This is a genomic window from Jiella pacifica (genome assembly GCF_010500815.1).
GTDB classification, from domain to species: Bacteria; Pseudomonadota; Alphaproteobacteria; order Rhizobiales; family Rhizobiaceae; genus Jiella; species Jiella pacifica.
The window spans coordinates 362,120-379,497 of sequence record NZ_JAAAMG010000002.1; the positions used below are offsets into that span (position 1 = coordinate 362,120).

The 17,378-nt window shown below is 67.6% G+C and carries 18 protein-coding genes; 15 read left to right on the plus strand and 3 right to left on the minus strand.

What is annotated here, in order from left to right:
* Positions 1-2 precede the first annotated feature (2 nt).
* The 5 genes from GTK09_RS04370 to GTK09_RS04390 are packed head-to-tail and all read left to right on the plus strand — an operon-like array spanning position 3 to position 5,432.
* Positions 3-794, plus strand: coding sequence for an SDR family NAD(P)-dependent oxidoreductase (locus GTK09_RS04370; protein WP_163461262.1), 792 nt, complete (start codon positions 3-5; stop codon positions 792-794).
* Positions 791-2,266, plus strand: coding sequence for an allantoinase AllB (gene allB / locus GTK09_RS04375; RefSeq protein ID WP_163461263.1), 1,476 nt, complete (start codon positions 791-793; stop codon positions 2,264-2,266). Before GTK09_RS04370 ends, allB begins: the two co-directional genes overlap by 4 nt.
* The gene (locus GTK09_RS04380) at positions 2,263-3,156 is read left to right on the plus strand and encodes an ABC transporter ATP-binding protein (protein WP_376767944.1); all 894 of its coding nucleotides are present in this window, start codon (positions 2,263-2,265) and stop codon (positions 3,154-3,156) included. The genes allB and GTK09_RS04380 overlap by 4 nt, the downstream gene beginning before the upstream one ends.
* Complete coding sequence (locus GTK09_RS04385; protein WP_163461264.1) at positions 3,153-3,920, plus strand: ABC transporter permease; 768 nt, start codon at positions 3,153-3,155, stop codon at positions 3,918-3,920. The genes GTK09_RS04380 and GTK09_RS04385 overlap by 4 nt, the downstream gene beginning before the upstream one ends.
* Before the next feature lie 54 nt (positions 3,921-3,974).
* Positions 3,975-5,432 (plus strand): amidohydrolase family protein, encoded by a 1,458-nt coding sequence (locus GTK09_RS04390; protein WP_163461265.1) that lies wholly within the window; start codon positions 3,975-3,977, stop codon positions 5,430-5,432.
* 88 nt (positions 5,433-5,520) lie between these two features.
* Here GTK09_RS04390 and GTK09_RS04395 read toward each other — a convergent pair whose 3' ends face one another.
* Positions 5,521-5,937: a DUF3830 family protein gene (locus GTK09_RS04395; RefSeq protein WP_163461266.1), complete on the minus strand. Its 417-nt coding sequence runs from the start codon at positions 5,935-5,937 to the stop codon at positions 5,521-5,523.
* 173 nt (positions 5,938-6,110) lie between these two features.
* Between GTK09_RS04395 and GTK09_RS04400 the strand changes: the two genes are divergently transcribed.
* From GTK09_RS04400 to GTK09_RS04445, 10 genes are all read left to right on the plus strand, one after another.
* A complete protein-coding gene (locus GTK09_RS04400) occupies positions 6,111-7,031 on the plus strand; it encodes a LysR family transcriptional regulator (RefSeq protein WP_163461267.1) in 921 nt (306 codons plus the stop codon).
* Positions 7,032-7,445: 414 nt separating this feature from the next.
* Positions 7,446-8,483 (plus strand): helix-turn-helix domain-containing protein, encoded by a 1,038-nt coding sequence (locus tag GTK09_RS04405; RefSeq protein ID WP_312869616.1) that lies wholly within the window; start codon positions 7,446-7,448, stop codon positions 8,481-8,483.
* A gap of 76 nt (positions 8,484-8,559) precedes the next feature.
* On the plus strand, positions 8,560-9,582 hold the full coding sequence (locus tag GTK09_RS04410; protein ID WP_163461268.1) for a TRAP transporter substrate-binding protein: 1,023 nt from the start codon (positions 8,560-8,562) through the stop codon (positions 9,580-9,582).
* A gap of 74 nt (positions 9,583-9,656) precedes the next feature.
* Positions 9,657-10,163, plus strand: coding sequence for a TRAP transporter small permease (locus GTK09_RS04415; protein WP_163461269.1), 507 nt, complete (start codon positions 9,657-9,659; stop codon positions 10,161-10,163).
* The gene (locus GTK09_RS04420) at positions 10,163-11,446 is read left to right on the plus strand and encodes a TRAP transporter large permease (protein WP_163461270.1); all 1,284 of its coding nucleotides are present in this window, start codon (positions 10,163-10,165) and stop codon (positions 11,444-11,446) included. The genes GTK09_RS04415 and GTK09_RS04420 overlap by 1 nt, the downstream gene beginning before the upstream one ends.
* 10 nt (positions 11,447-11,456) lie before the next feature.
* Positions 11,457-12,302, plus strand: a complete 846-nt coding sequence (locus GTK09_RS04425) for a dihydroorotate dehydrogenase electron transfer subunit (protein WP_163461271.1) — start codon at positions 11,457-11,459, stop codon at positions 12,300-12,302.
* Positions 12,296-13,237 (plus strand): dihydroorotate dehydrogenase, encoded by a 942-nt coding sequence (locus tag GTK09_RS04430; RefSeq protein ID WP_163461272.1) that lies wholly within the window; start codon positions 12,296-12,298, stop codon positions 13,235-13,237. Before GTK09_RS04425 ends, GTK09_RS04430 begins: the two co-directional genes overlap by 7 nt.
* Positions 13,234-14,544: a hydantoinase/carbamoylase family amidase gene (locus GTK09_RS04435; protein ID WP_312869617.1), complete on the plus strand. Its 1,311-nt coding sequence runs from the start codon at positions 13,234-13,236 to the stop codon at positions 14,542-14,544. Before GTK09_RS04430 ends, GTK09_RS04435 begins: the two co-directional genes overlap by 4 nt.
* A gap of 277 nt (positions 14,545-14,821) precedes the next feature.
* On the plus strand, positions 14,822-15,514 hold the full coding sequence (locus tag GTK09_RS04440; RefSeq protein ID WP_163461274.1) for an orotate phosphoribosyltransferase: 693 nt from the start codon (positions 14,822-14,824) through the stop codon (positions 15,512-15,514).
* Positions 15,515-15,526: 12 nt separating this feature from the next.
* Positions 15,527-15,841, plus strand: coding sequence for a hypothetical protein (locus tag GTK09_RS04445; protein WP_163461275.1), 315 nt, complete (start codon positions 15,527-15,529; stop codon positions 15,839-15,841).
* A 118-nt stretch (positions 15,842-15,959) separates the two neighbouring features.
* Here GTK09_RS04445 and GTK09_RS04450 read toward each other — a convergent pair whose 3' ends face one another.
* Complete coding sequence (locus tag GTK09_RS04450) at positions 15,960-16,703, minus strand: DUF4286 family protein (RefSeq protein WP_163461276.1); 744 nt, start codon at positions 16,701-16,703, stop codon at positions 15,960-15,962.
* Positions 16,704-16,863: 160 nt separating this feature from the next.
* Complete coding sequence (locus GTK09_RS04455; RefSeq protein WP_163461277.1) at positions 16,864-17,373, minus strand: hypothetical protein; 510 nt, start codon at positions 17,371-17,373, stop codon at positions 16,864-16,866.
* Positions 17,374-17,378: the final 5 nt, after the last annotated feature.

Genomic DNA, 17,378 nt, shown 5'->3' on the forward strand with positions numbered 1-17,378 from the left:
CGATGGAACTGAACATGCAAGGCCGGACGGCGATCATCACCGGTCCGGCCAAGGGAATGGGCGCGGCCGTCACCCGCGCCTTCGCCTCCGAGGGTTGCAACCTCGTTCTCGCGGGGCGGGACGTCGCGGCAATCGAAGCGGTCGCCGAAGAAGTCCGGCAGGCCGGACGTGCGGTCGAGGTCGTCGCTTGCGACGTTTCCGACGACGGCCGGTGCGACGATCTGGTGGCACAGGCGAAGGCCCGCTTCGGCCGCGTCGACATCCTCGTCAACGTCGCCGGCGGCTCCGGGCCGATCGGCAAGACCGGCTGGGAGACGACACGCGAGGAGTTCGACGACATCATCGAGGTCAACATGGCCGGCTGCTTCAACACCATGCGGGCGGTGATGCCGGTGATGATCGAACAGCGCTACGGCAAGATCGTCAATGTCGGCGGCACCTTCGGCATGCGCGGCCGGGCGGGACGAATGGCCTATTCGGCCTCGAAGTGGGGCCTGCGCGGCATCACCAAGAGCTTCGCGCTGGAGGCCGGGCCGTACAACGTCAACGTGAATTACGTCGCGCCCGGCATGGTCGACGGCGGGCGGTTTCGTGGCAAGGTGGTGCCGGAAATGGCCCGACGCCTCGGCATCTCCGAGGCGGAGGCCGCCGAGCGCCACGCCGAGGACTACGCCATGCGCCGGGTTTCGACCGGCGAAGACGTGGCGTGTGCCTGTCTCTTCCTCGCCAGCGACGTCTCGCGCCAGATCACCGGCACCGATCTGCCGGTCGACGGAGGATGGGCCCAGCTATGACAACCACAGACATCCATGCAGGCGGCGCCCTCGTCGCCGACCTCGTCATCGCCGGCGGAACGCTGGTGCGCGAGGATGCCACCGTCCCGGCATCGATCGCCATCCTCGACGGCAAGATCCTGGCCGTCGGCGACGAGGCGGCCATGCCGCCGACGCGCCAGACGCTGCGGGCGGAAGGCCTGCACATCCTGCCCGGCGCGATCGACGTGCACGTGCATTTCCGCGATCCCGGCTACACCCACAAGGAAGACTTCGGAACGGGAACCGCCGCCGCGGCGATGGGGGGCGTCACCACCGTCTTCGAGATGCCGAACGTCATTCCCCCGACCTCGACCCCCGAGGGCCTGCGCATCAAGCAGCAGGCCGCCGAAAAGGCGATGGTGGATTTCGGCCTCTACGGTCTCCTCGGCGACGAAAACCTCGATCAGATCGAGGCGCTGATCGACGGCGGCGTCGCCGCGTTCAAATGCTACATGGGCAACACCTTCGGCAACCTGCCCTCACCCTCCACCGGAGCAATGCTGGAAGGCTTCGAGATCGTCGCGAAACACGGCATCCGCGTCTCGCTCCACGCCGAAACCGCCTCGATCAACAAGTGGCGGCAGCGGCGGCTGACCGAGGCCGGCCGACACGATGCCATCGCCCATCTCCAGGCCCGCCCGCCCCTGGTCGCGGTGGAAGCGGTGTCCCGCGCGGCGGTGCTGGCGGAATGGACGGGTGCGCGCATCCATATCCTGCACATTTCCTCCGGCGACGAGTTGCGCCCCTTGCGCGAAGCGAGGGCGCGCGGCGTCGACATCACCGGCGAGACCTGCCCGCACTACCTCCTCCTCGACGAGACCGCCTATGAGCGGCACGGCTCGATCGTCCGGGTCAATCCGCCGGTGCGCGAGCGCGCCCATCAGTTGGCGCTGTGGGAAGGCATCGCCGACGGCACGATCGACATGATCGCCACCGACCACGCGCCCCATACCGAGGCCGAGAAGGTCAATGCCGACATCTGGCAGGCCGACTGCGGTTTTCCGGGGGTCGAAACACAGATGCCGCTGATGCTGACGGAAGTTCATCGGGGTCGGCTGAGCCTGCAGGACTATGTGCGTCTGTCGAGCGCCGCGCCGGCGCGCAGCTTCGGGCTCTATCCCCGGAAGGGAACGCTCCTGCCCGGCAGCGACGCCGACATCGCCATCGTCGATCTGTCGCGGCGCGAGACGATCCGCGCGGCGGGGCTGCATTCGCGCTCCCGGATCAACCCGTTCGAAGGCATGGAGACGGTCGGCGCTCCGATCCACACGCTGGTGCGCGGCCGCTTCGTCATGCGCGACCGCAAGCTGGTGGAAGACGCCGCCGGCTGGGGCCGCAACGTTTCGGCCAAGCAGAAGATGCCGCCGCCCGCCCCGCGCAACGTCGACCTAACCATGGAAGCGGTGACGCGGCCGGCCGCGGGACGCTTCGGTCCGGAGGGTGCCCGATGACCATGGCTGCCGAGCGAACCGCCATCCCCTCGCCGCCGGGGGCGATAGCACCCACGGAAAGCCTGTCGCGGCCGCTGATCCAGATCGAGGACGTCTCGCTCACCTATGGCCGGGGCGAGCGCGAGGTGCAGGCGCTGTCTCGCACCTCGCTTGACGTGCCGAACGGCGATTTCGTCGCGCTCGTCGGACCGTCCGGCTGCGGCAAGTCGACGATCCTCAAGATCGTCGCGCAGCTGCTCTCGCCGAGCGAGGGGCACGTCTTCGTCGTGGGCCGCGAGATCGGCGCCGTCGCCATCCGCATCGGCATGGCCTTCCAGAACCCGACGCTGCTGCCCTGGCTGTCGATCCGCGACAACGTCATGCTGCCCTTGAAGATCTCCCAGCCGTTCCGGCGCGACTGGCGGCGCAAGAAGAACGGCGAATATCGCGACCGCGCCGAGGCGCTGCTCGCCAAGGTTGGCCTTAGCGGTTTCGCCGGCCACTATCCCTGGCAACTCTCCGGCGGCATGCAGCAACGCGCCTCGCTCTGCCGCGCGCTCGTCCACGAGCCGACGCTGCTGCTTCTCGACGAACCCTTCGGCGCCCTCGACCAGTTTACCCGCGAAGAGCTGTGGGACGTACTGCAGGCGCTGTGGATGGAGCAGAAGCCGACGGTGCTGCTCGTCACCCACGACCTCAGGGAAAGCGCCTATCTCGCCAACCGGATCGTGGTGATGAGCGCCCGTCCCGGCCGGATCATCGTCGACGAAAGGGTCGACTACGCGCGGCCTCGGTCGATCGAGACCACCTTCCGCCCCGATTTCGTCGAACTCAACCACCGTCTGCGCTCGCTGATCTTCGAGGCCCGCGCGGCGGGACCCGGCGCCGTCCCGGCGGGAGCTGCCGCATGAAGAACACGGAACGCTTCGCCTCCACGGCGCTGATCGTCGGCTTCTTCCTTGTCTGGGAACTCGCCTGCATTGCCTTCGGCATCAGCGAGATCGTGCTGCCGCGGCCCTCGCAGATCCTCATGACGCTGATCGAGCGCTGGCCGGCGCTGGTGCCGCACACCGTCCAGACGCTCTATACGACGCTGGTCGGCTTCGCGCTCGGGGTCGGGATCGGGGTGGTGATCGGCATGATCATCGGCTCCTCGCGCGTCGCCTACAACGTCGCCTTCCCGCTGCTCGTCGGGCTGTCCTCCATCCCGAAGGTAGCGGTGGTGCCGATCTTCGTCCTGTGGTTCGGGGCCGGGACTGTGCCGGCCGTGCTGACGGCCGTGGTGATCTCGATCTTCCCGGTGGTGGTCAATGTCGCCACCGGCCTCGCCACGACGGAGCCGGAACTGGAAGACGTTCTGCGGACGCTGCGGGCGAGCCGCACCGACATTCTTTTCAATGTCGGTCTGCCGCGGGCGATGCCCTATTTCTTCGCCTCGCTGAAGGTTGCGGTGACCCTCGCCTTCGTCGGTTCGGTCATCGCCGAGACGGTCGCCGGCAATCGCGGCATCGGCAACATGATGCTGATCGCCTCGGCCAACTTCAACGTGCCGCTGACCTTCGCCGGCCTGTTCATCCTCGCCGCCATGGGAATCGGCCTCTATCTGATCTTCGCCGCGATCGAGAAACGGGTCACCGGCTGGGCCAACCGCAAGGCCGAACTGGCCATGGGCTGAGGCGATCGGAGCAAGCGACATGGCAGAGACCAGCATCGAGGGACAGCGGGCACCATGACCGAACGGACGATCCTCTGCGCCTCGGCCGCCGAGGGCGAGGACTACCGCCTCCGCCGCGGCCGCGCCATCAGCCTCGTGGACGGGCGTATCGCCGCGATCACCGACGCGTCGACGCAAGCACCGGGACGAGAGCCAAGGCTGTTCGCCATGCCCGCGCTCGTCAACGCTCACGATCACGCCCGGCCGATCCGGTCGAGCGCCTTCGGCGCCCTCGGCATCCCTCTGGAATTGTGGCTGCAGTATCTGGCGCTGCTACCGGCGGTCGATCCCTATCTCGCGGCGACGGCCTCGCTCGGGCGCAGCGCCCTCGGCGGCTGCGGCGCGGTGATGGTCCACTATACCCGGACGAACGGGTTCACCGCCCTGCCGCAGGAAGCGGCCGAAGTCGCGCGGGCGGCACGGGACGTCGGCGTGCGGATCGGCTTCGCGGTCGCGCTGAAGGACCGCAACCCGCTGGTCTACGGCCCGTCGGAGGCGGTGCTTTCACTGATGCCCGAGCAGGGGCGTCGGACCATCGAGCAGCGGCTGTCGAAGCCGCCGCTTTCCCCGACCGACCAGATCAGGCTTGTCGACGAGGTCGCCGAGGCGGCCGGATGTGATCTCGTCGACGTCCAGTACGGGCCGACGGGCGTCCAGTGGTGCACGCCCGAGCTTCTCGAAGCCGTCGCCCGGGCTTCTGCCGAGACCGGACGCCGCGTCCACATGCACTGCCTCGAAACCGGCTACCAGCGGGACTGGGCCGACCGGGAGTTCCCTGACGGCATGATACGCTTCCTGAAGGAGATCGGGCTGCTCGGTCTGCGGCTGACGCTGGCGCACTGCACCCATGCCCGACCGGACGAACTCGAGCTGATCGCCGAGTCCGGCGCGACGATCGCCGTCAATACCCATTCCAACCTCGCGCTGAAATCGGGCATCGCACCCGTCGCCTCTATGCTCGCTGCCGGATGCAACGTCGCACTCGGCCTCGACGGCACCAGCTTCGACGAGGACGACGACGCCTTCAGCGAAATGCGCCTCGCCTTCGAACTGCATCGCGGCTGGGGCTTCGACGAAACGATCTCGGAGCCGGGGATGCTGCGGATCGCGACCCGCAACGGCCGTGCGAGCGTCACGGGATCGGCAGAGGGCGGCATCCTTTCGGCAGGCATGCCCGCCGACGTCCTCCTGCTCGACGAGGCGGCGCTGGACGAGTACCGCCTCGTCGCCGAACTCTCGCCGGTCGACCAGCTGTTCGCCCACGGCCGGGCGCGGCACATCGCCGAGCTAATCGTCGCCGGCCGCTCGATCGTCAAGGACGGGCGGCTGACCGGCATCGACCACGCGGCCCTGCAAGGCGAGCTCGTCGAGCGCTTCCGGCATGGAATGCAATCGGGCGGACCGCTCGCCGAGGCGCTGCCGGAACTCGGCAAGGCCATGCACCGGCACTTCCGCGACGCGCCGTGCTGCTGAGCAACGGCGCGGGTCGAGCGGCAGCCATCGACGGGACGCGGATGGAGGGGCGAGCGGCGGCGACGCGCCGTTCGCCGCGCGCCTGATGTCAGTCCGCCCGTTCGAAGCGAATGTCCTGGGCGCCCTGCCACAGCACCATCGGCCCGAGTTCGGCAAGATTTTCAAGGCCCGAGGTCAGGGTGATGAAGTGATTGCCCGCGAGCTGGCCCATCTTCGAGGCGAAGTGGACGCCGCCATAGGCGAGCAGGATCTCGGTCTCGCTGATGCCGCCGGGATAGAGGATGAACTGGCCGGGCGCCGGGTAGCTGGTGTGATTCTCGTAGCCGAGGCCGAAATCGTGGTCGCCGAGCGGAATCCAGACGCCCTCGCCGCTCCAGCGGACATGGACGATCTTGCTCTCGTAGAGGAGCAGCCTGGCGAAGGCCTCGCAGGTCTTCGGCGCCTTCTCGGTTTCGAGCCGGGCGTCGAAGGTGAACGGTCCGGCGGTGATCTTCAGCTTGCTCATGCAGGTCCTGCTCGGGGAAAAATGGCCGGGGGTCAAACCCGCCGGCAAAGGGAAGGGCCGGCCGCCGTCGGCCTGCCGGGAATCGTTCGAGCCTAGCGACGCCGACTGCGCAGCTCAAACGCCGATTGACTGCTAGCGTGATGCCGGAAGGTATACACGAGGAGGCCGGCGCCATGCGTCACATGCGGATCTGGACCTATGTCGACGAGGCGGCCCGCCTCGGCTCGCTTCGCAAGGCCGCGGAAAAGCTGAACATCACGCCCTCGGCACTGCAGCGACGCATCCGCGACGTCGAGGAGGACCTCGGCACGCCGATCTTCGAGCGGACCGCCCAGGGCATTCACCTGACGGCCGCCGGCGAAGGCATGGTGCGGTGGATCCGCGGCCAGTCGGCCGATCTGGAGCGGCTGAAGTCGCAGATCGAGGACATGTCCGGCCTCAGACGCGGCAACGTCCGCATCGCCTGCAGCCAGGCCCTGGTGCCGTTCTTCCTGCCGCAGGAAATCTCCGAGTTCCGCAGCCGCTTTCCGCAGGTCCGCTTTTCCGTCGAGGTGCAGGATCACGGCGTCGCCCTGCGCATGCTCCGCGACTTCGAGAGCGATCTCGCGATCGTCTTTCGCCCGGACCGCAGCCCCGACATCCATCCCCTGTTCGTCCTCGGCCAGCGGCTCGTCGCAATCATGCACCGGGACCATCCGCTGGCCGAAAAGGACCAGCTGCGGCTGCGCGACTGCGCCGCCTATCCGGTCGCCCTGCCGAGCAGCGGCTTCGGCACCCGCGCGATCATCGACGACCTCCTGGCGGGAAGCTCCACCCGCTTCGACGTCCAGCTGCAGTCCAACTCCTTCGAGATGCTGCGCAATCTCGCCCTGTCCGGTGAAGTCGTGACCTTCCAGGCCGAGATCGGCGCGCCGCGCGAGGACCCGGACGACGAGTTGGTCTACCGCGTCCTCAGCGACCGCGATCTCGCCCACGGCCCGCTCGTCGTCTGTCAGTTGAAGGGGCGGGCCCTGCCGGTCGCGGCGGCAAAATTTGCCGAGCAGATGGCGCGCAGCCTGGAAGCGATCCGAAGCTTGCCGAGCGTTCCCGCCTGACGGTGCGGGCGGCATCCGGATCGAGGCCACATCGCCGCGCTCGGCCCCGAGGCAAGCGCCGCGCGGCCCTTTCACGCCTTGCCCCTTCGGTGATTGCAAGGGACTTCGGTGACGGCGGGAGAGGACGATGGGCTGCATCTCATTTTTGAGATATGATCGAGCGTACCAAAGCCGCCACATCAGCATAGTGCCGTCTTCCGGCTGGGGCGATGACCAAGCGTGCACAGGCGGCGAAGGCGAGCCGGCCGGCCCGCGCTCTCTGGAATTTTCGACCGGCCGATGCCATTTCGCGCTGCGAGACGGGATGAACGCTTGCCTGTTCCGGTTCGGGCGAAGCTGGATTAATCCTCGTCGCAGAGATCCGTCATCCAAGCGGTTCGTCGCGCCGCCCTCGAACGTTCGGGAGATCCTCGAGTGACACGCTCCGACCTGAACTCCTTCGAAAGCGAAGCGCGGCACCCGAGCGGCCGCAACCGTACGGAGTGGCCGCAGTGGAGGCGCAAGGATGTCGGCGAGATGCTGTCCGAGACCGGCGAGAACGCGCCGATCCGGCTGAGCGACATCGGCGCGCGGCTACGCGCCTTTCGCATGGGCCGCGGGCTGACGCCCGAAGCGGTTGCCGCGAGCCTCGGCATTTCCCGGGCAGCGCTTTACCGGGCCGAGAAAGGGGAGATCCCGAAGATCGAGACGCTGACGCGCATCGCCGACGTCCTCGGCACCTCGCTGCCCAGCCTGCTCGGCGTCGGCGTCGAATATGTCGACACCGCCATCGCCTTCTTCGAGCGCATGCGACAGATCGAGGAAGAGGCCGAGCAGATCATCGGCCTGTTCGGTCCGGTCTCCTACCTTCTCACCTCCGATGCCTATGACGGGATGCTCCAGGAGGTGATGCTGGACGCGATCCCGCCCGGCGAGGATGCGTTTGGGGCGGCCCGACAGTCGGTGGACGCGCTGATGTCCGTGCTGCGCCAGCGCAAGAGCTGGTACAAGCGACGGCAACCGCTGATCGTCAGCCTGATCGCTTCCTCCGACCTCGAGCGCTTTCTCCTGCACGGCGCCCTCGGCCGCCACGATCTGCCCCCGGAAACCGTGGCGGAGCGCCGGCACCTCGCCCGCAGCGAGGTCGAGCGGATCGCGACCATGCTGCGCCGCCCGCCTCCGGGCGTCCAGATCGGCATCGCGCTCGAGCCGACGCCCGCGACGACCTTCCAGATCTTCCGCCAACGCCACCGCTCGACGCTGGCGATAAGCCCCTTCCGACTCGGCGAGCAGCCGAACGTGAGAATCGGCGTCGCGCTGATCACCTCGGCGCCGGAGCCGATGCGACTGCACGAGGACATCGCGCGCAGATTGTGGGAAGGAGCGCTGAAGGGTGACGCCGCGGCGGACTTCCTCGACGGCCTGCTCGGTCGATACGGCATCGACGGCAAAGGCCAGTCGTCTCATTTTTGAGATTTCCGCTTGACACCCTCGCCCCGGGCGGCTCTTCTCACGCCTTCCGTCAACCATGGGCAGGGGTACTTCTTCGATGATTGGGACGCATTTTCGCATTGCCGGCGTCGTCGCACTGGCGGCGACGCTTTTGGCCGGCACCGCCGCCGCGCAGGAATTCACGGCGCGCATCGGCCATCTGGAGTCGCCGCAGCAGGCGCGCCACCAGGGCCTCGAAATGGTCGCGGACCTCGTCAAGGAGCGGACCAAGGGCGCGGTCGAATTCACCATCTACCCGGCCGGACAGCTCGGTCAGGCGCGTGAGATGAACGAGGGCGTCCAGCTCGGCGTCATCGAGGGCACGGTTTCGCCCGCCGCCTTCCTCGCCGGCTTCAATCCGGCGGTGTCGATCCTCGACGTTCCCTTCCTCTACCCGGCCGACCGCAAAAAGGCGTCCGAGCTGCGCGATGGTCCCTTCGGCGATGCCGTGCTCGACAGCTTCGAGCCGCTCGGCTTCAAGGCGGTGGCGATCTGGCCGAACGGCCGCAAGAGCTTCACCTCCAACAAGCCGATGGAAAGCGTCGACGCCTTCGACGGCCAGCGCTTTCGGGTCATGGACTCGCAGGTGCTGATGGCTCAGTTCAACGCCGTCGGCGCCTCCGCCGTGCCGCTGCCCTTCGGCGAGCTCTATACCGCGCTGCAGACCGGCGTGGTCGACGGCCAGGAGAACGCCCTCGATACGATCGCGACGATGAAATACAACGAGGTCCAGAAGAACCTCCTCGTCTCCGGCCACGGCGCCAACGAGGACGTCGTCCTGTTCAACCCGGCCTGGTGGAACTCGCTTCCCGCCGAGTACCAGACGATCATCGTCGAGGCCTTCGACGACGTCAGCCCGAAGGTCGAGGCGATCAAGGAAGCCTCGCAGGACAAGGCGCTCAAGACCCTCAAGGACGCCGGCATGAACGTGCGCGAGCTGACCGACGAGGAGCGCCAGACGATGCGCGAGAAGATGTATCCGAAGGCCCGCGAGGCCTATCTCGCCCAGGCCGGCGATGCCGGCAAGACGATCGTCGACGCCTACGAGGCCGAGTACCAGAAGGTCACCGGCGAAAAGTAATCGCCGGCCTTTTCGCGCCCGCCGTGCACCGCGCGGCGGGCCTTTTCTTTCCTGAAGTCTGAAGGAAATGCCGCATGAAGGCGGTCCTCGAGACCTTGGGGCGGGTGGAAGAATTCCTGCTCGCCAGCATCATGATCGTCATGACCGTGCTGTTCAGCGGGTCGGTGCTGGTCAGAGCCCTGTCCGACGATCTGTTTCGCCAGATCGCCTGGGTCGACGAGGCGACGCGCTACCTGATGGTATGGATGGTCTTCCTCGGCCTCGGCCTCGCCCTCCAGCGCGGCCGCCATATCGCCATGGGCTCGTTGCTCGAACGCCTGCCGCAGCTGCCGCAGAGCCTCGTGTGCAAGCTGATCGACGTCGCCGGCCTCGGCTTCAGCGGCTTCATCGCCTGGTTTGGCACCGACATCGCGCTCCTGGTGCTGCGCTCCGGCCAGGCGAGCCCGACGCTCGGCGTCACCACGGCGCTCCTTTATGCGGCGCTGCCGGTCGGGTTCGCGCTTCTCGCCATCCGTTACCTCGCGAGCCTCTTCGGCGTCTACGACCGATGGGCCGCCACAACCCCGGCGGACGCCCACTGATGCTCGCGCTCGTCATCTTCCTCCTCGCCCTCGTCCTTCTCGGCCTCGGCTTCGAGATGTTCCTGGTGCTCGGCCTGCCGGGCCTCGCGATCAAGAGCGGCTATTTCGGCGCCCTGCCCGACATCGTCGTCGGCCAGAAGATCGTCGCCGGCATCAACCAGTCGACGCTGCTCGCCATTCCCTTCTTCATCTTCGCCGCCGAGCTGATGGCGAGCGGACGCATCGCCCGCGACCTTACGAGCCTCGTCAAGGCCTTCCTCGGCCACCGCGCCGGCGGCATCGGCTACACCACCATCGCCGGCTGCGCCGCCTTCGGCGCGGTCTCCGGTTCGGCTCCCGCCACCGTCGCGGCGCTTGGCCGGATCATGTATCCGGAGCTGATCAAGGCCGGCTACCGCGAGCGCTTCGCCCTCGGCCTGATCGTCTCCTCGGCCGAGACGGCGCTGCTCATCCCGCCCTCGATCACGCTGATCATCTATGGCTGGCTGACCGGAACCTCGATCGCCGGGCTGTTCGCCGGCGGCCTCGTCATCGGCATCTTCCTGGCGCTGGCCTTCGGCCTCTACGTCTTCGTCGACAGCATCTTCAGCGACCGCAAGGGCACGCCGGCGATGCCCTGGGGCGAGCGGCTGGCGGTGATCCGCGCCGCCGGATGGGCGCTCGGCCTGCCCGTCATCATCCTCGGCGGCATCTATGGCGGCATCTTCACCCCCACCGAGGCGGCGGCGGTCAGCGTCGTCTATGCCGTCCTCGTCGAGGCGGTGGTCTATCGCGAACTCGGCTTGCGCGACCTCTTCCGGGTCGCCGGGCAGGCGGCGATCACCAATTCGGTGATCTTCATCCTCCTCGGCATGGGCAGCCTCGTCTCCTACTTCATCACCCTCGGCCAGTTCCCGGCGCTGGTGATCGACTTCATGCAGACGATCGGCGCCAACTGGCTGGTCTTCCTTCTGATCGTCAACGTCCTGTTCCTCCTCGCCGGGATGTTCATCGACCCGAACTCGGCCCTGCTCCTCCTGGTGCCGGCGCTCTATCCCGTCGCCATGACCTTCGGCATCGACCCCATCCATTTCGGCCTGATCGTCTGCCTCAACATCTGCATCGGCATGATCACGCCGCCCTTCGGGCTCGACATCTTCGTGGCATCGTCGACCCTCGACAAGCCGGTGATGACCATCATCGCGGGTGTCTGGCCCTTCGTCCTGATCAACATCGCGACGCTCCTCGTCGTCACCTACGTGCCCCAGCTGTCGACCTTCCTGCCGAAACTCATTCTGGGCTGAGGAAAAACCGATGCAAGCGACGCCCCATCCTTTGCCCTCTCCGACGCCCCTGGCGCCGCCGCGCGCCGGCGAGTTCGACGCCCGGATCGTCTCCAACGAGCCGGTCAACGCCGAGTACCGGCTGATGACCGTGGAAGTCCCGGATGGCGCGGCCGAAGCGCGGCCCGGGCAGTTCTTCCAGATCCTCTGCCCCCACAGCGGCGCGCTGCAGCCCTTCTTCCGCCGGCCGATGAGCATCTACCGCATCGATCCGGCCGCCGGGCAGTTGTCCTTCCTATACAAGGTGACCGGCACCGGGACCCGCACCATGGCGGAGCTCGAACCCGACGCCACGATCAACCTCTTCGGTCCGCTCGGCAACGGCTTCACCCTGCCGGAAGACGGCGCGCCGATCGTCCTCCTCGGCCGCGGCGTCGGCCTCGCCACCATGGCGCCGCTGGTGCCCTTCGCCCGCAAGGCCGGCCACGCCGTCACCGCCATCCTCAGCGCCCGCACGCCGGAGCTGGTGATGTCCGAGGCAGAGTTCGTCGACGCCGGAGCCAACGTCCTCGCCGTCACCGATTCGCAGGGGACTTCGGCGGTCGAGAACGTCGAGGACATGCTGCACGGGCTGCACGCCGAGGGCCGCCTCGGCGCTCTCTATGTCTGCGGGTCCAACCGGCTGATGCTGGCGGCGCAGCGGGTCGCCCGCCGCCTCGGCCTGTTCGGCGAGGCCGCGCTGGAGCAGCAGATGGCCTGCGGCGTCGGCATGTGCTTCTGCTGCGTCCGGCCGTTCCGCCAGGGCGACGAAATCGTCCACCGCCGGGTCTGCAGCGAAGGCCCGGTCTTCCCGCTCCTGGAGGCACTCGAATGGTAGACCTGTCGGTCGACTGCGGCGGGATCCGTCTTGCCAATCCGGTGATGCCGGCCTCCGGCACCTTCGCCTCCGAGCTTGCCGACATCATCGAGCTCCAGCGCCTCGGCGCCTTCGTCACCAAGACCGTCACCCCCGGCAAGCGCCAGGGCAATCCGACGCCGCGCGTCTCCGAGGTTCCTGGCGGCATGCTGAACTCGATCGGCATCCCGTCGAAGGGCGTCGATGCCTTCATCGACGAGACGATCCCGCTTTACGCAGACTACGACGTGCCGCTCGTCGTCTCGATCTCCGCCGACACGCCGGACGGCTTCGCCGACATCTGCCGGCGCGTCAGCGTTCCCGGCGTCGCGGCGGTCGAGGTGAACATTTCCTGCCCCAACATCGAGGATGATGGACGGGCCTTCGCCATGCGGCCCGAAACCACCCTCGCCGTCATGCGCAAGCTGCGCCAGGCGACCGACCTGCCGCTCTGGGCGAAGCTGACCCCCAACACCGGCGAGATCCCCGCCGTGGCGCAGGCGGCGGAGGAAGGCGGCGCCGACGCGCTGGTCGTCGCCAACACCATCCTTGCCATGAGCGTCGACATCCGCACCCGCCGCGCCAGCCTCGGCAGGGTCATGGGCGGGCTGTCCGGTCCGGCGATCAAGCCGATCATCCTGCGCATGGCGTATCAGTGCGTGCGCGCCGTCCAGATTCCGGTGATCGGCTGCGGCGGCATCATGACCGCCGCGGACGCACTCGAATATCTGATCGTCGGTTGCCGGGCCGTTCAGGTGGGCACCGCCACCTTCGTCCATCCGGGCGCGATGCTCACCGTCATCGACGGGCTGGAAGATTATTGCCGGCAGAACGGGATCGATCGCATCGCCGATCTCACCGGGACGCTGAGCGCCGAGGCCCACGACGCCTCGCTGGAATGGGAAGCCATCGCGTGAGCCTGACGCCCCCCATCGCCGCTGGCGCAAGGCCCGTCGAAACCGCCGACCTGTCCGACCTCGCGGGTCTGGCCGAGAAGATCTTCGCCGACGTCGCGGCACTGTCGCCGGACGTCCTCGGCGTCTCGCGGCCGGCCTACAGCACGGTCGAGACCGAGACTCTCGACTATCTGGAGACCTTCGCCCGAGAGTTCGGCCTTCGCACCTGGCGGGACACGGGCGAAAACCTGGTGATCGCCGCGCCCGGCGACACCTCGCCGGAAGCGCCATGCGGCTACTTCGGTTCGCATGTCGATTCGGTTCCCCAGGGCGGCAATTTCGACGGGCTCGCCGGCGTCGTCGCGGCGCTCTTGACGTTGATCGCGCTGGTGCGGGAGGGCGCGCCGATGCGCGTTCCGCTGCGCGTCCTCGCCCTGCGGGGCGAGGAGAGCGCCTGGTTCGGCAACGCCTATATGGGCTCCCAGGCGCTGTTCGGCCGGCTCGGCGAAAAGGCCCTCTCGACCCGCCGCCGCGACGGCCGGGGGACGCTCGCCGACGCCATGCGCGAGACCGGCATCGCCATGGAGAGGATCGAGGCGGGCGAGCCGCTCGTCGACACTGAGAAGATCCGCTTCTTCCTCGAACTCCACATCGAACAGGGCCCGGTCCTCGTCGAGCGTCAGTGGCCCGTCGCGGCCGTCACCGGGATCCGCGGCAACGTCCGCCACCGGGAAGTCCAGTGCATCGGCCAGGCCGGTCATTCCGGCGCGGTGCCGCGCTGGCTGAGGCGCGACGCGGTGTTCGCGACGTCCGAACTGATCATGCGCATGGACGATCACTGGGCGACCATCCAGCAGCATGGCGGCGATCTCGTCCTGACCGCCGGCATCTTCCAGACCGATCCCGCCCGTCACGCCATGTCGCGCATTCCCGGCGAATGCACCTTCAGCTTCGAGGCGCGCAGCCAGGACAGCGGCACCTTGCGGGCGTTCGAGGAACTGTTGAAATCCGAGTGCCGAATCATCGAGCGCGAGCGGCGGGTGAAGTTCGTCTTCGACGAGGCCGTGCGCAGCGATCCAGCCGAACTCGATCCGGCGATGGTCGATGCCATCCTCAAGGCGGCTTCCGCGGAGGGTCTGCCGGCCGAGGCGATCCCCAGCGGCGCCGGCCACGACGCCGCGATCTTTGCCCAGGCAGGTGTTCCGACCGGCATGATCTTCGTGCGCAACCGCAACGGCTCGCACAATCCCGACGAACACATGGAGATCGAGGATCTCGTCGCAGCCGTCGGCGTGATGCGGCGGGTGGCGCGGGATCTGACGCAGTGAGCCGAGGCGCCGAGATCGCCCGAATCGTCGCCGCGGCCGTTCGGGCTCTGCCGCCGGCCATAGCGTGTTGGCATGCCGCCGAGTTTACCAAATTCGGCGTCGATGCCGCCGTGGTCGCCCGCGAAGCCAAACCACCGGAGGAAAGCCGCGCCCTTGATATTGAAGCCGGCGGCAGGGTGCGAGTAAGGGTGGGGAGGCCTGATGCGGATTTGCAGTGGTCGGGAAGAGACTGGCGCTCGCCCGACGGGCCTCACTCATTCCAGGAAAGGCACCGGACTTGACGAGCTTCACCGACAAAACCCTGATCGCCGAAATGACCGCCAAGATGCTCCTCGAGGTCAAGGCGGTCCATTTTCGCGCGGATGAGCCCTTCCGCTTCACCTCCGGCTGGGCGAGCCCAGTCTATATCGACTGCCGCAAGCTGATCTCCTATCCGCGGGTGCGCAATACGCTGATGGACTTCGCCTCCTCGGTGATCCTGCGCGACATCGGCTTTGAATCCCTCGACGCCATCGCCGGCGGCGAGACCGCCGGCATCCCCTTCGCCGCCTGGATCGCCGATCGCCTGTCGATGCCGATGCAGTATGTCCGCAAGAAGCCGAAGGGCTTCGGGCGCGACGCGCAGATCGAGGGCGACTACCGCGAGGGCTCGCGGATCGTGCTGGTCGAGGATCTCTCCACCGACGGCCGCAGCAAGATCCGCTTCTGCGAAGCGCTGCGCAAGGCCGGCCTGACGGTCGAGCACACCTTCGTCATCTTCCACTACGACATCTTCCCCGAGACCAAGCAGACCCTGAAGGACAACGGCATCCAGATGCACGCCCTCGCCACATGGTGGGACGTCCTGAAGGTGGCGCGCGACCAGGGCTACTTCGAAGAATCGATCCTGCAGGAAGTCGAAGCCTTCCTCCACAATCCGATGAGTTGGTCGGCCGCCCATGGCGGTGCGAGCTCGTATCCCAAGGACTAGGAGCAGCAGTTTATGTTGAGCGACGTCAAGCGCATCATCGCCGAAGGCCATCTCGGCGTTCGGACCTACGAAGAGTTCGCCCAGTCAAGCCTCCAGAAGGCCGCCCAGGGCGGCGAAGACGCCGTGGCGCTCTTCGTGTTGGCCAAGATCGTCCAGCCGTTCTGCGACTACTATTTCGATCAGGCGCTGAGCGAGGCGACGGCCGTCGCGTTTCGCCAGGAGATCCTCGAGACGATCGAGGCCTATGAGGCGGCCGGCAGTCTCGCCGACAAGAATGCCGTTCTCGCCCGCGCGGTCCAGAACAGCCTGGCGAACGCGGACGTTTGAACCCGCATGCATGAACCGATGGGCGGCCCGGTCGATCGATCGGGCCGTCGGTCGAGCCCGCCCGGGTGATCGAGCGGGCTCGCAGTTCGCCGTTTTGCAGGCAGGCGACCGCTCCGTATCAGGCGGTGCCTTCGGCCGGGCCTTCGCCACCCATAGACGGGGCACCGTCCCAAGGCGGCAGAACCTCGCCGGCGGACAGACAGAGTTCGTGCCGGTAGATCGCGGTCCGTCCCGTTTCGATCCGCCTTCCCGTCTCGCCCGCCATCCTCTCCGTAAACCCGGCGACCATGTCGGCAAGCGGCGCCGCATCGCCGGCCTCCGCCAGAAGGATGCCGGCCGGCAGTTCTCCGGTTTCGCGGCGGAGGACATGTTCGGCCGTCTTCGCGCGGCTTGCCCCGGCGTCGCAGCGCAGAAAGTGCAGGCCGGTCAGCGCGGGCTCCCTCGCAAAGAGCGTCTCGGCCGTCCGCTGCAGGGCCCCCCTGAAGGTTGCGTCGGCATCGCCGAGTTCCGGCAGGACGGCGGTGGCGACGAAGCCACCCACCCCCGCCCCGAGGCTGAACTCGACCCGGCACAAGGCGCGTGAAGCGTGCCGGAACGCCGGCATGACGCGCCGCGTCCACGGCGTCGGGTCGTTCAGCCGGCGCAGATACTCGCCGCCGAGAAACGCCTCGCTCTCCACCTCGTAGAGCGTGAAGAATTCCGGACCGCCGGAGACCGCCCGGCCCCTCCGTCCGCGGCGAAAGCCCGCGATGGAAACGCGCTCGGGGATATGCTCCCGGTTGTGCCAGGCAACGAACTCGGCCCGCGCTTCGGGGGTCACGTCATTCCATATGACGACTGCTGCGGTGCCCGAAAGTGCCATGCGATCATCGCCTCCATGATTGGAACGGTTCGGAAGGAGCCGAACCTGCCACGCGGCCTCGTCCACTGTGGACGGTACCGAAGTCGAGGACGCGCCCGGCCGCCGGTGCCCCCCTAGGCCTAGAACAGTCCGTTCTTTCGCACCTAAGCGAGGTACCGCTTCATCCAGACGAGTCGCTGGTTCTGCACCCGGTCGAGACGGCGGGCGACGAATTGAGGATCCGGTGCGGGTTCTCCAGCAGCGCGTCCGCCACCTTGCGGTCGGACTTGCGCAGATCCGGCCGGATCAACCGGATCATCTCGAGCATGTTGCGCGGCGGCGCCGCTTCCGCCGGGTGGTTCATCGTCTCAGTCCGCCTGCCGTTGCCCGAGACCATAGGCTCGGCCGATACGGGCCGCCACCGCATGAAGGAGATCGCTTCGGCATGCAAGCGCCTCCGCCTCGCGGCGGGGAACGGTGTTGAAAGCGAAGAGATCGAATGGTGGACGATCATCCCGCCCATTCCCGCCGTGCCGCAGAGCTCCAGCGCCTCCGCCATGGTCATGCTTCCGGGCACGCCAGTCGCGGCGCGCCCCGCCACGCCCGGCCCGATCCGGCCTGTCACGCCCAGTACCGGCGCCTGCTCGCCCAGTACCGCGAGGCGGTCGACATGCTGACGCCCATCCTGCATGCCCT

Bases quoted from the DNA above. Each gene is read 5' to 3' on its own strand.
- GTK09_RS04415 (WP_163461269.1), top strand. From the start codon at position 9,657: ATGAAGGCGGTCCTCGAGACCTTGGGGCGGGTGGAAGAATTCCTGCTC.
- GTK09_RS04450 (WP_163461276.1), bottom strand. From the start codon at position 16,703: ATGGCACTTTCGGGCACCGCAGCAGTCGTCATATGGAATGACGTGACC.
- GTK09_RS04455 (WP_163461277.1), bottom strand. From the start codon at position 17,373: ATGCAGGATGGGCGTCAGCATGTCGACCGCCTCGCGGTACTGGGCGAG.
- GTK09_RS04400 (WP_163461267.1), top strand. From the start codon at position 6,111: ATGCGTCACATGCGGATCTGGACCTATGTCGACGAGGCGGCCCGCCTC.
- GTK09_RS04385 (WP_163461264.1), top strand. From the start codon at position 3,153: ATGAAGAACACGGAACGCTTCGCCTCCACGGCGCTGATCGTCGGCTTC.
- allB (WP_163461263.1), top strand. From the start codon at position 791: ATGACAACCACAGACATCCATGCAGGCGGCGCCCTCGTCGCCGACCTC.
- GTK09_RS04445 (WP_163461275.1), top strand. From the start codon at position 15,527: ATGTTGAGCGACGTCAAGCGCATCATCGCCGAAGGCCATCTCGGCGTT.
- GTK09_RS04395 (WP_163461266.1), bottom strand. From the start codon at position 5,937: ATGAGCAAGCTGAAGATCACCGCCGGACCGTTCACCTTCGACGCCCGG.
- GTK09_RS04370 (WP_163461262.1), top strand. From the start codon at position 3: ATGGAACTGAACATGCAAGGCCGGACGGCGATCATCACCGGTCCGGCC.
- GTK09_RS04390 (WP_163461265.1), top strand. From the start codon at position 3,975: ATGACCGAACGGACGATCCTCTGCGCCTCGGCCGCCGAGGGCGAGGAC.
- GTK09_RS04420 (WP_163461270.1), top strand. From the start codon at position 10,163: ATGCTCGCGCTCGTCATCTTCCTCCTCGCCCTCGTCCTTCTCGGCCTC.
- GTK09_RS04430 (WP_163461272.1), top strand. From the start codon at position 12,296: ATGGTAGACCTGTCGGTCGACTGCGGCGGGATCCGTCTTGCCAATCCG.
- GTK09_RS04425 (WP_163461271.1), top strand. From the start codon at position 11,457: ATGCAAGCGACGCCCCATCCTTTGCCCTCTCCGACGCCCCTGGCGCCG.
- GTK09_RS04380 (WP_376767944.1), top strand. From the start codon at position 2,263: ATGACCATGGCTGCCGAGCGAACCGCCATCCCCTCGCCGCCGGGGGCG.
- GTK09_RS04410 (WP_163461268.1), top strand. From the start codon at position 8,560: ATGATTGGGACGCATTTTCGCATTGCCGGCGTCGTCGCACTGGCGGCG.